This window comes from Alkalihalobacterium alkalinitrilicum (genome assembly GCF_002019605.1).
Taxonomy (GTDB): domain Bacteria; phylum Bacillota; class Bacilli; order Bacillales; family Bacillaceae_F; genus Alkalihalobacterium; species Alkalihalobacterium alkalinitrilicum.
In genome coordinates this window covers 3,245,572-3,259,918 of the sequence record NZ_KV917368.1, presented here as the reverse complement: position 1 = coordinate 3,259,918, position 14,347 = coordinate 3,245,572, and the positions used below count along the sequence as shown (strand labels likewise).

Genomic DNA, 14,347 nt, shown 5'->3' with positions numbered 1-14,347 from the left:
GTACTTTTTCAGTGGCCTCTCTATAAGATGGTGAGTTTTTTGTTCTGAAAAATTACTCGGCAAAATCAACTTTTGGCACGTATCTTGCATAAATTATTAAAAATGCAAACAACGGAGGAAAGGATGAGAAAGTTGAGAATTTCCAGCAGGACAGAAAAATAGTTTAATTAATGGGAAAGTAGAATGCGATTTTGTAATGAGACTTGAATAGTCGAATAGAAAGCGGAACAGGCATATTGCAAAGGTGGTAATCCACGGGTTCAAATTAAAACTTTTTAGCAAAATAGAAGTATGAAGAACTGATTTCAAATGAAGTAGAGATTAAATGAAAAAGGCTAACTAATCATTATCATACTTTAGGAGGAATACAAATGACGAAGTTACCTATTGAAACGATAGTAACTCATATAACTAAAATTACTGGTTGGACACATGTAGGCAATCATGCCATTATAAAAAACTTTTCATTTCCAAGTTTTGAAAAAACAGGGCAATTTGTTTATTTAGTAACTAAAATCATGGATCAGGAAAAACACTATCCTCAAATATCTATAACCGATTTTAATGTTCAGATATCACTTACTACTTATGATGTTGAAGGTGTTACAGGGAAGGACTTAGTTATGGCTCAAAAAATTAATCGAATTGAAAACCAAATGAGTGAAAAATCTATAAACTATAAGGTAATACAAACTTCTTAATTAATTTTGTATATTCACTTCAAAAATGGTTTGATGAGTAAAAAAGTTCTCTTAAGTGAAAGGTTATTTAGTCTTTCGGGACAATAGTATATTACTATTTTATAAAGCAATTTTACAAAATAAATATTTTAATATATTATGAGAAAATATAATGTTTTTTCTGAATTTTTATATTCTTTCTACTATAGACATTCGGAAGGGGAGGTATTAAATGATAGAAAAAAAAGATCTTGATAATATCTTGTTTAAAGCAGAACAAGGACTAGTTATTTCAAGAAAAGAAGCTTATCAACTTGGGAGTATTACAGATTCAGTTCTTAAAGAAATGCAGAATGTTTCAAGTAAAATAAGAAGGCGTTCCTTTGGTACGGAAATGTCTTACACACAGAATGTATTTATTCCTCTTACAAATATATGTAAGGATTATTGTTCCTACTGTACGTTTCGTAAGGACCCTCATCATCCAGAGGCTAATATTATGTCACCAGAAGAGGTCTTATCCATTGTAAAAAAGGGAAAGGACCTTGGTTGTACAGAAGTGTTGTTTAGTCTTGGTGATAAATCCGATTATTTTCCAGAAGTAAGAGAATGGTTAAATCGCCGCGGGTATAGAAATATGCCTGAATACCTCGAAGATATGTGCAAAATGGTTATAGAGGAAACAGGGTTGTTGCCCCATACCAATGTCGGAGTCTTGGATAGATATCATTTAGCTCGTATGAGGAGATATAACCCTAGTATGGGGATGATGCTTGAGACCGTGAGTGAACGACTCTATGCTAAAGGGGAAGTACATGGGAATGCCCCTGACAAAAAACCATCTAGACGGATACGATACATTGAAGAAGCTGGAAAATTGAAAATACCTTTTACCACTGGAATTTTAATTGGAATAGGAGAAACATGGGAAGAGCGTATTGATTCTTTGTTCAAAATCAAGGAATTACATGAAAAATATGGACATATATCAGAAGTTATTATTCAGAATTTTAAGGCGAAACCAGACACACCTATGGCTAATTATCCAGAGCCAACATTTGAAGATTTAATTCATACTGTTTGTGTTGCAAATTTTATTTTTCAAGGTTCAATTCACCTACAAGTACCTCCAAATTTAAATTCAGCACACTTGCAGGAATTATTAAAGTCAGGCATTGATGATTGGGGAGGGATCTCACCATTAACAATAGATTATATTAATCCCGAATCTCCTTGGCCTCATAGAGAGCAGTTGCTAGAAATTACACGTAAAGCTGGGTATGTACCAAAACAAAGATTACCTATATATCCAGATTATATAAAACCAGATTTTATAGATGAGAAGCTATTTCCTTATGTTCTGAAACTTACTGATAGTCAAGGTTATAGGGCAGACGTTATCCCTTTGTAAACTATATAATCTAGGTAATCTTCTTGAAGAAGGGTGTTGTAAACGATGATATTAACGTTAGCTGGAGGAGTTGGAGGCTCTAAGTTCGTTAAAGGCTTAGCGTCTTCTCGATATAAAGAAGATGTTACAGTGGTTATTAATACGGCAGATGATTTTGAAAGATTTGGGCTTTATATCTCGCCCGACATTGATATTAATATGTATACACTGGCGGGGCTAATTCACGAGCAAGGGTGGGGGTTTAAAGATGAAACCTATACCACACAAAGTGTACTAACAGACCTTTTTGGTCAAGATTGCTGGTTTAATCTAGGAGATAAAGATTTAGCTACTCATATTTATCGAACCAATTTATTGCGTAAAAACATTACGTTGACGGAAATTACTAGAAATCTATGCAACAAATTAGGAGTTTCGATGAGATTACTCCCAATGTCTAATGATCGTATTTCTTCGTATATTGATACTCCAGATGGTTGCTTCCATTTTCAAGAGTACTTGATTCAACGAAGAATGTCAGACAAAGTATTAAATATTGATTATCGGGGATCTACCAATGCATCTCCTTCACCTGGAGTGCTTGACTCAATTGCGGAAGCAGAAATAATTTTGGTTGCTCCAAGTAATCCTTTGGTCAGTATCGGTCCAATTTTGTCAGTACCAGGAATAAAGGAAGGGATTAAAAAAAGTAAAGCCAAGGTCATTGCGGTAAGTCCCATTGTGAATGGAGGGGTAATCAAAGGACCTGCCGATCGAATGATGAGAGATATGAATATAGAAGTGTCTCCTATCGGAATTGCTGACTTTTACGAAGGTTTATTGGATGGTATTGTTATCGATTTCTTAGATGAGCAGTATTCAGATAAATTGCAAAAAAGAGGATTAGGAGTTTTAGTCACAGATACCATAATGGATTCGGATGAAAAAAAGGAACGGTTATCAAATCAAGTTGTAGAATTCGCTGCCGATGTCAAAGTTAAAGCCTTATAAAAAGGAGAACATTCCTATGAATTCCGTTATTGTCTTACAAAAACCTATGCATAAATCAAAGACTCGACTGAATGGCTTACTCTCTTCTGACCAAAGGATTGGTCTTGCTTATTCTATGCTGTATGACGTCCTTAAAGTTCTTTCTAAAGTCCCATCTATAGACGAACTTTCTATTGTGACTAGTGACCCTGACGCAATACAACTAGCCAAAAAATTTGGGGCTAAACTATATTTTGAGCAGAGTGTAGCTGGGATGAATCAAGCCATTAAAACAGTAGTTGATTCATTAGACCATCGTGTAAAAGAACTATTAATTTTGCCTGGAGATATACCTCTAATCACAGTAAATGAAGTAGATTTTATCATGAAACAAAAAAGGCGGGTACCCGTCACAATCTTTCCGTGTAAAGACCGAACAGGAACTAATGGACTTATTTTATCGCCACCAAAGGTAATCGACACTGCCTTCGGTACTAATAGTATTGAAAAACATCGATTGAATGCAATGAAAGTGGGTTGTGAATACCTTTTGGGTACTGCTCCATTATTATCGTATGATATCGATACCACAATGGATTTATACTATATCGAAAAATTTGGAAAAGGAACAAAAACTTACGACTATATCTATAGTCAGGGAATTATTGAAAAATTAAAAATGAAAGAAGTGGTTTCATGAATGAATTGACAGTGTTTGGAGTAGAAGAATTGCCAAAAATACAAGAAGGAGATGATCTGACAAGACTTATTATCCGTTCTCTCGACAAGCAAGGAAAAAAATTAGAGCATAAGGATATTGTTATTGTCACCTCAAAAATAGTATCAAAGGCTGAAGGGCGATTAGTAGAGGAGAAAGATATTCAACCTTCACCTCTTGCAATAGAGCTTTCAAAATCTACGGGTAAAACTCCAAATGAAATAGAAATGATCTTTCGGGAGTCCTCTAGTCCAGTGAAAATAACAGACCGTGTCATGATAATGGAAACAAAGCACGGATTTATTTGCGCTAATGCAGGGATTGACCGTTCAAATATTGAGAATCAAGAAACGGCTTTACTTTTACCCAAAGACCCTGATTTTACGGCAAAGAAAATAAAGGAATCCCTAGAAAATCACTATAATGTGGAATTGGCAGTTATTATCTCGGATACTTTTGGACGACCATGGCGCATGGGACAAACTAACGTTGCTATTGGAGTCAGCGGTATGCTTGCTATCAGAGATTATAAAGGTGAGTTTGACCAATTTGGCTATGAATTAAAAGCTACTGAAATCGCTGTGGCTGATCAGGTTGCATCTGCGGCTGAATTGGTAATGGGAAAAAGTGATGGTATTCCAGTAGCTGTAGTTAGAGGATATTCTTATCCTGAGGGAGATGGGACAAGTAAAGATTTAGTAAGACCTAGAGAGATGGACCTTTTCCGTTAGTAATTGCGATCAAGAGAAATTAAAATCTATGGAGGGTACAGATATGACGAAAGCAATTGAAAATCTAGTGAATCAAGAAGAGAAAATAATAAACGTCAAAAGTGTTGAACAACTATTAAGTTCAACTAGTCTAAATATTAGCCGAATTTTAGACAAGGCATTGGAAGAGAAGGAAATTACTGTAGAAGAAGGCATAGAACTTTTTAAAGCGAATCCTGCAAAAGATCTGAATGCGATCATGTTAACAGCGAATGAGTTAAGACGCAGAGCTGTGGGTGATACTATCACTTATGTTAAAACAAGAAACATCAATTTTTCAAATGTATGTTATACAGGTTGTAAATTCTGTGCGTTTGCGGCTTCTGAAAAGGATGAGGATGCGTACTTCGTTCCTCTTGGAGAAATTTCTCAACGTGCAAAAGATGCGTGGGATATCGGAGCTACAGAAGTATGTATTCAAGGAGGGCTTCATCCAAAGATAGACGGCACCTATTATCATGAGATACTTCGTTCAATAAAAAATGTCGTTCCACACATGCATATTCATGCTTACTCACCGTTTGAAATTAAATTTGGTGCCTGGAAACAAGGCGTTACGATAGAAGAGCATCTTAAGAGTTTAAAGGATGCAGGTTTAGACACAATACCTGGTACTGCTGCGGAAATACTTGATACTGAAATTCGCCAACAGTTAACAAAAGATAAACTTTCTGCTGAAGAATGGGTTCATATAGTAAAAACTGCACATAAACTAGGAATTCGTTCCACTTCTACAATGATGTATGGACATATAGACGGCCCCGAACATTGGGCAAATCATATTGGAATTCTTAGAGAGATTCAAAAAGAAACAGGAGGTTTTACTGAATTTGTTCCTTTAGGTTTTGTACACTATAATACAAAATTATTTAATGAGCTAGGATCTAGGGCTGGCTCAACGGGTATAGAGGATATCATGGTTACCGCGGTATCTCGTATTATGCTTTATAAATGGATTGACAATATTCAAGTTTCATGGGTTAAAAATGGTCCTAAGTCGTGTCAAATAATTTTGAATGCAGGTGCAAATGACTTTGGTGGTACCTTAATGGATGAAACTATTTCTCGTTCTGCTGGTGCTCCGTTTGGAGAAAATATGGATCCTAAAGAATTTGATCGTTTGATTAGGGACTTAGGTAGAACCCCTGCTGTTCGAAACACGCTCTATGAAATTTTAGAATATCCAAAGTAATAAATAAAATAATGTAGAGCTTGGTTTATAGAAAAAGTTTATTAAAGAAGGACGTAAAGAACAGCTAAGGGGTTTAGATTGGTTTGAGAATGTATATTTAAAAAAAGCTGGTAAATTTACAATTGTAGGGGTATTGGATGAAGTACCTTTAATGTTATTTTTAGTTCGAGTTGTTAATAATACCAGACACTTGTTTAAGGAATCTAGTTTAATAGAAACTAAGGAATCCTTTTGAAAATACGCAGAAAATTAAAATTAAATTCTTAAAAGGTGAATTTCCTGTGTTCTTTAAATGACTCATATTTAGATTTTGTTCCTTTGATAGTATCTAATTCCTTCCTAGCTTGTGGGACATGATAATTCAAAATTAGAAAATAACAACAAAAGTGTGAATCTCTCCATAAAAGGCCTGTTTTAAAAGAATAGGAGGGAAATACGTATGGTAGATAATATAGGTATCGATAATGAGATTAATAAAAGATATTCTAGACAAATCTTATACGGTCCAATAGGGCGTAGCGGTCAGGAAAAAATCTTGAATAGTCATGTTACAATTGTTGGAGTAGGGGCTTTAGGTACTGTGCTTGCCAATCATATGGTTCGAGCCGGGGTTGGTGATCTAAGGATAATTGATCGAGATTTTGTTGAAGAAAGTAACCTACAGAGGCAGATGTTATATGATGAAAATGACGCCTCTAATCATATGCCCAAAGTAATGGCAGCTGCTGAAAAGTTATCCCGGATTAATTCACAAGTACGAATTGAACCTGTACTTGCTGATATCCATGCAGTAAATGCGGAGAAACTGTTGACTGGAACGGATCTTATCTTGGATGCAACTGATAACTTTCAAATTAGATTTCTAATTAATGATGTAAGCGTGAAACACAGAATACCATGGATTTATGGTGGGGCAGTAAGTGCTAAAGGGATGTTCGCTATGATTCGCCCGTATGAAACACCTTGTTTTCGTTGCCTATTTCATGAACCTCCCCCACCAGGAGGAACGGAAACTTGTGATATGGTAGGGGTGCTCGGCCCACTTGTACATATTGTTGCTTCCTACCAAGCTACTGAAGCAATAAAATACCTAGTTGAAGATACGGAAAGTCTAAACCAAAATATTGAGTATTTGGAAATTTGGAAAAATAAACATTCTAGTTTTACTATTACTCAGACGCATAACCCAAAATGTCCCGCTTGTGCGCAGCAAAATTTCGAATTTCTATATCCGACAAACATAGAAGAGCATTTTACGGTTATGTGTGGTCGTGATACAGTGCAAATTGTACCTACTACTGAAAGAAAACTAGACCTTGATGAATTAGTACAACGATACAAATCATTGGGTAAGGTTGAAAAAAATAAATTTTTACTACGTTTTCATATAGGCGCTTATATTATGGTGTTCTTCACCGATGGCAGGGTGCTCATCCAAGGGACGGAAGAAATCGGATTAGCCCGATCGTTATATGCAAAATATGTTGGTATGTAGAATGAGTTCATATTATTAGAACTCAAAGTAAGAAGTTTTTTATAAAAATGGTTTAGAATGTTTTCACCGAAATTTGCACCAAGTTGAGAAAGAAATTCTCAAATAACATACTATTGAAGAAAGCAGGTGAAGAGATGGATGGCAACTTGAAGAAAATTGTCGATTTGTTTGGACGACCACTTAGGGATATACGTATCTCGGTAACTGACCAATGTAATTTCCGTTGCCAATACTGTATGCCTGCAGAAATATTCGGTCCTGATTATGAATTCTTACCTAAAGAACGGTTGTTAAGCTTTGAAGAACTGACCCGATTAACTCGAATTTTCGCTTTGTTAGGAGTAAAAAAAGTCCGCATTACGGGGGGAGAGCCATTGATGCGTAAAGATTTACCCTTACTTATCAAAATGATTAAGGATGTTGATGGGATTTCGGAAATTGCCATGACAACAAATGGTGTCTTCCTGGCCAAGTATGCACAAGCTCTTAAAGATGCAGGGTTAAACCGAGTTACAGTGAGCTTAGACAGCTTGAATGATGACCGGTTTGGAAAAATAAACGGAAGAGGGTTTAAGGTAGATAAAATTCTTGAAGGGATTGAGGTAGCCGCAAGTGTTGGACTTACCGTCAAAATTAATATGGTGGTAAAAAAGGGTGGTAATGATCAGGATATTCTTCCTATGGCACGCTACTTCTCTGAGAAAGGGCACATTCTACGGTTTATTGAATATATGGATGTTGGAAACACAAATGGGTGGAAACTGGATCAGGTTGTACCAAGTCAAGAAATTGTAAAAATGATTGATAATGAATGGTCTTTAGAACCTGTAGATTCAAATTATTACGGCGAAGTAGCTACTCGTTATCGTTACAAAGGAACAAATAAGGAAATTGGAATGATTTCTTCAGTAACTCAAGCGTTTTGCTCAACTTGTTCTAGAGCCCGCCTTTCAGTAGAAGGTAAGCTTTATACTTGCTTGTTTGCTTCAAGTGGAACTGACTTGCGTGGTCCAGTTAAGGAAGGGAAAAGTGATGAAGACATAATAAAATTAATTTCAAAGGTTTGGAATGATAGGCATGATCGCTATTCAGAGGAAAGACTAAGTAATACTGCAGAATTAAAAAAACGAAAAAAAGTCGAAATGTCTCATATTGGGGGATAGGCTGACCAATGGTAACCAATTAATTAAATCGTTTATAAAGATTAAGCTCATAAAGGTGGTTATCCATGTGGTATCACTTAAAAATTTCTTAATATATATAAACTAAAATTCTCAATGCGTGGTGAGAAATGAGATGAGAATGAGAAAAATATGAGAAATAAATGTTGGGTGAAGTAAATAAAATTACTTCACTCTTTTTTTGTATTTTTGTATGTGGCCATAATGACATGTTTTGTTAGTAAATTCTAAAAAAAGAAAGGTAGGGGTGATCAAGTTGGCATGGAAATTGCAAGGGAATGTTATGAAGAGATTGAATATTCAAAAGTTAATTATTCTAGGAGGTGTAACATGTCTTTTGTTTATCATGAACCTAAGACGGTTCAAGAGGTTAATAAACTTCTAGTTGAATATGGCGATGATGCCAAACTTCTAGCAGGTGGAACTGATTTGATGGTTCTTATCACTCGATTTAAGGTAGATCCTAAGCATGTAATTAGTCTTGATGGAGTTAGAGAGCTAAAAGGAATTCGTGAAAATGAACAAGGAAATCTAGTACTTGGTGCTCAAGTGACTCATCGAGAAGTTGAAAAATCATCATTAATTACTCAAGCTACTGAGGCTTTAAGGCAAGCGTGTTCCACAGTTGGTGGAATACAAGTTAGAAATATGGGGACTGTTGGAGGTAATCTATGTAATGCCTCGCCAGCTGCTGATACTCCTCCAGTTTTACTAGCCTTAGACGCATCGGTGACAATAGTGGGACCAAAAGGTACTAGAAGTTTACCGTTGCAAGAATTTTTATTAGGTCCTCGTAAAGTTGCACTTGAACCAGGGGAATTTCTAACAGAAATTGAAGTGCCTAAACAAGCTTCCAATACAGCTACGGTATTTTTGAAGGCTGGTAGACGTAAAGCTATGGAAATTTCATTGTGTGCGGTTTCTGCTCGAGTCACTCTAGACGAAAATGGTATTGCTGATGTGAGAATTGGCTTAGGGTCTGTAGCACCTACAGCAGTTCGAGCTCATAGTGCTGAGGCGTTACTGCAAGGAAAAGTAATTACTCAAGATTTGATTAGAGCTGCTGGTACAGCCGCAGTAAATGATTGTAACCCAATTTCTGATGTGCGTGGATCTGCTGAATACCGACGTATGTTAGTTGAGTCAATGGTGCGCCGGGCATTAAGTCAATGCTTAGAGATATTACAGGATACAGAGACTGGTACAAAAATATCCTAAAAAAAGAGGAGGGTTAGAATGGCTAAGGTTCCACTAACACTAAAGATTAATGGAAGTGATTATCATATTGAGGTTGAACCTCATCGCATTCTATTGGATGTTCTGAGAGAAGAACTTGGCTTTTCTGGTACTAAGGAATGCTGTAGAGAAGGTGAATGTGGTGTATGTACTGTTACACTAGATAACAAGTCAGTAAATTCTTGTTTGTTACCAGCTGTTGCAGCAGGTGGAAAGGAAATTACAACTGTTGAGTCCGTTGCAGAAGGTGACAAACTTCACCCAATACAGAAAGCATTTGTAGACTGTCACGGGTTACAGTGTGGATTCTGTACACCTGGTTTTATTATGTCTACAAAGTCTTTATTAGAAGAGAATGACGATCCAACAGAAGAGGAGATCCGTAATTACCTAGCTGGAAACTTGTGCCGCTGTACGGGATACAATGGCATAGTAGATGCGGTACAACAGGCGGCCTCTGAATTAAGAAAACTAAACAAAGTGTGAGGAGGTTAAAAAATGATTACTAAAGAAAAGGAAACAACAGTCGTAGGTAAACGTTTAAATAGGCTAGATGGTCCAGAGAAAGTTACTGGAAAATTTATCTATGGGGCAGACTTAGATGCTCCAGGCCTTCTACACTGTAAAGTCTTTCGTAGTTCGATTCCTCACGGGAGAATTAAACGATTAGACATTAGTAAGGCATTGGCTTATCCAGGTGTTCGTACAATAATGACGGCAGATGACATACCTTCAAATATTAGACATGGTCATACTGTGAAAGATGAAGTTGTTTTTGCTAGAGACTATGTACGTTATTACGGTGAACCTATTGCTGCTATTGCTGCTGATACAAGGGAGATTGGTGAGGAAGCATTAAAATTAATCGAGATCGAATTTGAGGAATTACCAGTGATAAATGGTCCAGAAGAGGCTTTGAAGCCAGATGCACCATTACTGCATCCTGATTGGGAAAGCTATAATGGTAATCCTGATGTGGTTCGATACGACAATGTTTGTGGACATACGACCATTAACACTGGTGATGTAGAAAAAGCCTTCGCTGAGGCAGATTATGTGTTTGAAGACCGTTTTACAACCCATATGGTCCACCAAGGATACCTAGAAGCACGTGCTGGAATGGCTCATGTTGAAGCAGATGGAACTGTTGTAATTGCATCAAGCACTCAATTTCCTTTTGGTATTCTAGGAAATCTTTCTGATATTCTCCAATTACCTACAAGTAAAATCCGAGTAAGTTCAACAGGAGTAGGTGGAGGTTTTGGTGGGAAATTAGATTTGGGTGTTGAACATTTTGTAGCATTACTCGCTCGTAAAACGGGACGTCCAGTAAAATACCTCTGGGATAGAGAGGAAGAAATGAAGGCTGCAGCACCTCGTCAAGAAGCAGTTCTCTATGTAAAAACTGGGGTTATGAAGGACGGTACGATTACTGCTCGTCAAGCTAAAATTCTATTTGGTGCAGGCGCTTATACTGGAGATAGTAGTGTGATTTGCTCGGTAGGTGCTATGCTAGCTCGTGGTGCGTATAATATCCCGAATTATAAAGTAGATTCATTGGCAGTTTATACAAATAAGGCAAATTGTGGTGCTTACCGTGGACCATCGGCTCCTCAAACCTATTATGCTATTGAAACACATTTAGATAAGATAGCTAATGAATTAAATATAGATAAGGTTGAAATACGACAAAAAAATGGATTGAAAGATGGTGATTTGGGGCCAACTGGGCAAGTCATTGAAACAGTAAGTCTGCAAGAAACTATAACTAAAGTATCTGAGCAGATTGGAATGGATCAACCGCGTCCAAAGTATACAGGTCGTGGTATCGCTACTGCCATTTGGACATCTGCTGGTGGTTCTTCTTGCGCCTACGTCCAATTAAATGATGACGGTACTGTAGTTCTTATAACTGGTGGAAAAGAAATTGGTACAGGTGCTATAACAATGGGAGTTGCGCAAATTGTTGCAGAAGAGCTTGGAATAGACATTACCGATGTACGTCTGATTACTGGGGATACACATTCAACTCCGTACGATTTTGGTGCTCAAGGAGGACGCACTACATTTAATGTAGGGAATGCCTCTCGAATTGCTGCTCAGGATGCGAAGCGTCAACTATTTGTTACGGCCTCTGAAAAGTTAAATGTGCCAGTGGAACGATTAGAACTCAAAGATAAGCAAGTTTACGATTCTCAAAATCCAACGAACAGTATTAACTTAGCCGAAATAGCTGCTGATCGAATGTGGAATGGCGGTCCTATTATTGGTCGAGGTTCATATATTATTGAACCTACAGAGTATGATGTTAATACAGTTAAGGGAAGTTTGTATCCAGTCTATAATTTCCCATCATTCCATACACAAGCAGCAGAAGTAGAGATAGATCCAGATACTGGAGAAGTTACTGTAAAACGTTATGTGGTGGCTCAGGATGTGGGTTATGCGATTAACCCAGATGGGGCCGAAGGACAAATGACTGGTGGTGTAGTTCAGGGAATTGGTTATGCTTTATCTGAAGAGATTGTCTATAAAGATGGTGTTGTATTAAATCCGAATATGACCGATTTCAAGATGCCGACAATTATGGACGTTCCTCGAATTGAAACTATCTTAGTAGAAAGCCCGTCTACGGCTGGTCCTTATGGTGCTAAAGGTGTTGGGGAAGCGCCAATTATTCTTCCAGCAGCAGCAATTTCCAATGCAGTTGCTGATGCAATAGGTGTTCACATTCATGACTTACCTATCACTGCAGAAAAAGTATTAAGGGCAATAAAAGAAAAAGAAAGTAAAGTATCTACTAATCTAGGATAATGCTAACCTCATCCTGAACTGAAAGAGAAATTTATAATATAGATGGAGGCGATTAAAGATGGAATACAAGGCTTATTTTCTTTTTAACCTTGCTCAAGGGAAGACAGTCGAGGAGTACGAACGTTGGTCTGTAGAGGTTAATCATCCTGCTGCTAAATCAGTTGAGTCAATTAGAGAATTCCACGATTATAAAACAGTGGCTACATTAGATGGTAGTAAACCAGCATATCAAATCATCGAAGAAATAGTTATTTCTGATGTTGATCAGTATAAAAAAGATATTACTGCTCCAGAGATGGCAGGCTTTAGTGAGGAGTGGGGTAGCTGGGTGTCAGATTGGTTTTGTATTCTGACTGAGAGGGTAGCGTAAAAATGGTTACCGTCCGTATCCCGCCGATGTGGCTTCCTCATACTGGGGTGAAAGAGGTTCAATTAGAGGCGGCGAATGTTTCGGAGATAATGGTTGGTTTACGCAATCGTTTTCCATCGTTAAAAGAGTGGATCTTAAATGAACATGGAGATTTGGCAGAATGGATGAATGTTTTGGTCAATGGTCAGGACATTCGGATATTACAAGGACTTGATACACCTATTAGTGCAACGGACGAAGTTTTAATTATCCTTGCAATTGGTGGGGGTTAAGGAAGCAAGAAACAAGGAGGAGAAAAAATGTCAATGGAATTTGGTATCGGACTTTTAGGTAAATACCCATACAAAACTTTAATATCGTTAGCGCAAAAATGTGAAGAAATTGGATTCGATCAAATATGGATGCCTGATGAACGTTTTTATAGGGAATGTTATTCACAACTTGCTGTTATAGCTCAAAACACAACAAAGGTAAAATTGGGAACTGCGGTAACAGACCCATATTCCCGCCACCCTGCTATGACTGCAGCGGCACTAGCAAGTGTTGATGAAATCTCCGAAGGACGAATGACTTTAGGGTATGGCGCTGGAGTCAGTGGTTTCGCTGAAATGGGTATTAAACGTGAAAAACCAGCTCGAGCATTACGAGAGGCAGTGAATGTAATTCGCCCTCTACTACAAGGAGAAAGAGTAACTGTAGAGGGAGATGTTATCCAGGTTAAAGAGGCGAAATTGGATTTCACACCTTTACGACCTGATATTCCAATTCTAATCGCAGGTGCTGCACCTTTGGTATTAAAAACAGCTGGACGAGTTGCTGATGGAGTAATTCTAGGTGACTATGCATCCACAGATGTAGTGGAATGGGGGTTACAACAAGTCGAAAAAGGGGCTAAGGATGCAGGTAGGTCATTAGATGATTTACAAAAAACATTGTGGTTACAGACTTTTATTCATCCAGATGGTAAAGTAGCTCGCGATAACGCTCGATGGATGGTTGCCTTTGTACTTTGGGGAACTAAAGGTTTCCATGATAAGTTAGGAATTGAGTTGCCTAAGGAATTAGAAGAGAGTTTGGGTAATCTCAGTTATCACTTATCTCCAGAGGCGGCTGGCGAGGTTGGAAAGTTAGTTCCTGATGAGTTGGTAAGAAAGTTTTCTCTAGCGGGATCGCCTGAAGAAATTACCGAACAGATTAAAGAGCAGCATGAGATGGGAATTCACCAGGTTGCTATTCACCCATGGGCATTTGAAGAGATGACATCGGAAGGTGCCATTGAATTGTTTGCTGAAAAGGTAATTCCTAACTTTCGTTGAGAATTTTCTTGAGAAAAAAAGGTGAGAAAATCATGAGAAAAGAGGATGAGAATTATCTTCTTTTCTCATTTTTTTTTCTTAAATATTGAAAAAATCGACTTAGATATTTTTATATAGAACTATTATTTCTTTTTCTAACATTTTGCATATTTTTTATAGAATATTTTAAAGATTATTTATAATAGATTACTACAT

Annotated in this window: 14 protein-coding genes; all 14 read left to right on the top strand. The window is 37.3% G+C overall.

The features are described from left to right. The first annotated feature begins 371 nt into the window (after positions 1 to 371). The 14 genes from BK574_RS15760 (at position 372) to BK574_RS15695 (ending at position 14,152) form a co-directional block, all read left to right on the top strand. Positions 372 to 701: a 4a-hydroxytetrahydrobiopterin dehydratase gene (locus BK574_RS15760; RefSeq protein WP_078429263.1), complete on the top strand. Its 330-nt coding sequence runs from the start codon at positions 372 to 374 to the stop codon at positions 699 to 701. 211 nt (positions 702 to 912) lie between these two features. Next, entirely contained in the window at positions 913 to 2,091 is a 1,179-nt protein-coding gene (gene cofG / locus BK574_RS15755) for a 7,8-didemethyl-8-hydroxy-5-deazariboflavin synthase CofG (RefSeq protein ID WP_078429262.1), read from the top strand. 45 nt (positions 2,092 to 2,136) lie between these two features. Further along, a complete protein-coding gene (gene cofD, locus BK574_RS15750; RefSeq protein ID WP_078429261.1) occupies positions 2,137 to 3,081 on the top strand; it encodes a 2-phospho-L-lactate transferase in 945 nt (314 codons plus the stop codon). A gap of 16 nt (positions 3,082 to 3,097) precedes the next feature. Beyond that, a complete protein-coding gene (cofC, locus tag BK574_RS15745; protein ID WP_158211676.1) occupies positions 3,098 to 3,760 on the top strand; it encodes a 2-phospho-L-lactate guanylyltransferase in 663 nt (220 codons plus the stop codon). Next, on the top strand, positions 3,757 to 4,509 hold the full coding sequence (cofE, locus tag BK574_RS15740) for a coenzyme F420-0:L-glutamate ligase (RefSeq protein WP_078429259.1): 753 nt from the start codon (positions 3,757 to 3,759) through the stop codon (positions 4,507 to 4,509). Before cofC ends, cofE begins: the two co-directional genes overlap by 4 nt. A 43-nt stretch (positions 4,510 to 4,552) precedes the next feature. Beyond that, on the top strand, positions 4,553 to 5,740 hold the full coding sequence (gene cofH / locus BK574_RS15735; protein WP_158211675.1) for a 5-amino-6-(D-ribitylamino)uracil--L-tyrosine 4-hydroxyphenyl transferase CofH: 1,188 nt from the start codon (positions 4,553 to 4,555) through the stop codon (positions 5,738 to 5,740). A gap of 439 nt (positions 5,741 to 6,179) precedes the next feature. After that, positions 6,180 to 7,235: a ThiF family adenylyltransferase gene (locus tag BK574_RS15730; RefSeq protein WP_420796951.1), complete on the top strand. Its 1,056-nt coding sequence runs from the start codon at positions 6,180 to 6,182 to the stop codon at positions 7,233 to 7,235. 134 nt (positions 7,236 to 7,369) lie between these two features. Beyond that, positions 7,370 to 8,398: a GTP 3',8-cyclase MoaA gene (moaA, locus tag BK574_RS15725; RefSeq protein ID WP_078429257.1), complete on the top strand. Its 1,029-nt coding sequence runs from the start codon at positions 7,370 to 7,372 to the stop codon at positions 8,396 to 8,398. A gap of 348 nt (positions 8,399 to 8,746) precedes the next feature. Next, positions 8,747 to 9,634, top strand: coding sequence for an FAD binding domain-containing protein (locus BK574_RS15720; RefSeq protein ID WP_158211674.1), 888 nt, complete (start codon positions 8,747 to 8,749; stop codon positions 9,632 to 9,634). Positions 9,635 to 9,652: 18 nt separating this feature from the next. Further along, positions 9,653 to 10,138 (top strand): (2Fe-2S)-binding protein, encoded by a 486-nt coding sequence (locus BK574_RS15715; RefSeq protein WP_078429255.1) that lies wholly within the window; start codon positions 9,653 to 9,655, stop codon positions 10,136 to 10,138. 12 nt (positions 10,139 to 10,150) lie between these two features. Then, positions 10,151 to 12,466 carry a xanthine dehydrogenase family protein molybdopterin-binding subunit gene (locus BK574_RS15710; RefSeq protein ID WP_078429254.1) on the top strand — a complete coding sequence of 772 codons (2,316 nt, stop codon included), beginning with the start codon at positions 10,151 to 10,153 and terminating at the stop codon, positions 12,464 to 12,466. Between the two features lie 58 nt (positions 12,467 to 12,524). Further along, entirely contained in the window at positions 12,525 to 12,836 is a 312-nt protein-coding gene (locus tag BK574_RS15705; protein WP_078429253.1) for a hypothetical protein, read from the top strand. A gap of 2 nt (positions 12,837 to 12,838) precedes the next feature. After that, on the top strand, positions 12,839 to 13,108 hold the full coding sequence (locus BK574_RS15700) for a MoaD/ThiS family protein (protein WP_078429252.1): 270 nt from the start codon (positions 12,839 to 12,841) through the stop codon (positions 13,106 to 13,108). Between the two features lie 27 nt (positions 13,109 to 13,135). Next, positions 13,136 to 14,152 (top strand): LLM class flavin-dependent oxidoreductase, encoded by a 1,017-nt coding sequence (locus BK574_RS15695; protein ID WP_078429251.1) that lies wholly within the window; start codon positions 13,136 to 13,138, stop codon positions 14,150 to 14,152. The last annotated feature ends 195 nt before the right edge of the window (positions 14,153 to 14,347 follow it).

What these genes read in the sequence shown, in the direction of transcription:
- BK574_RS15760 (WP_078429263.1), top strand. Translation starts at nt 372, where the DNA reads ATGACGAAGTTACCTATTGAAACGATAGTAACTCATATAACTAAAATT.
- cofG (WP_078429262.1), top strand. Translation starts at nt 913, where the DNA reads ATGATAGAAAAAAAAGATCTTGATAATATCTTGTTTAAAGCAGAACAA.
- cofD (WP_078429261.1), top strand. Translation starts at nt 2,137, where the DNA reads ATGATATTAACGTTAGCTGGAGGAGTTGGAGGCTCTAAGTTCGTTAAA.
- cofC (WP_158211676.1), top strand. Translation starts at nt 3,098, where the DNA reads ATGAATTCCGTTATTGTCTTACAAAAACCTATGCATAAATCAAAGACT.
- cofE (WP_078429259.1), top strand. Translation starts at nt 3,757, where the DNA reads ATGAATGAATTGACAGTGTTTGGAGTAGAAGAATTGCCAAAAATACAA.
- cofH (WP_158211675.1), top strand. Translation starts at nt 4,553, where the DNA reads ATGACGAAAGCAATTGAAAATCTAGTGAATCAAGAAGAGAAAATAATA.
- BK574_RS15730 (WP_420796951.1), top strand. Translation starts at nt 6,180, where the DNA reads ATGGTAGATAATATAGGTATCGATAATGAGATTAATAAAAGATATTCT.
- moaA (WP_078429257.1), top strand. Translation starts at nt 7,370, where the DNA reads ATGGATGGCAACTTGAAGAAAATTGTCGATTTGTTTGGACGACCACTT.
- BK574_RS15720 (WP_158211674.1), top strand. Translation starts at nt 8,747, where the DNA reads ATGTCTTTTGTTTATCATGAACCTAAGACGGTTCAAGAGGTTAATAAA.
- BK574_RS15715 (WP_078429255.1), top strand. Translation starts at nt 9,653, where the DNA reads ATGGCTAAGGTTCCACTAACACTAAAGATTAATGGAAGTGATTATCAT.
- BK574_RS15710 (WP_078429254.1), top strand. Translation starts at nt 10,151, where the DNA reads ATGATTACTAAAGAAAAGGAAACAACAGTCGTAGGTAAACGTTTAAAT.
- BK574_RS15705 (WP_078429253.1), top strand. Translation starts at nt 12,525, where the DNA reads ATGGAATACAAGGCTTATTTTCTTTTTAACCTTGCTCAAGGGAAGACA.
- BK574_RS15700 (WP_078429252.1), top strand. Translation starts at nt 12,839, where the DNA reads ATGGTTACCGTCCGTATCCCGCCGATGTGGCTTCCTCATACTGGGGTG.
- BK574_RS15695 (WP_078429251.1), top strand. Translation starts at nt 13,136, where the DNA reads ATGTCAATGGAATTTGGTATCGGACTTTTAGGTAAATACCCATACAAA.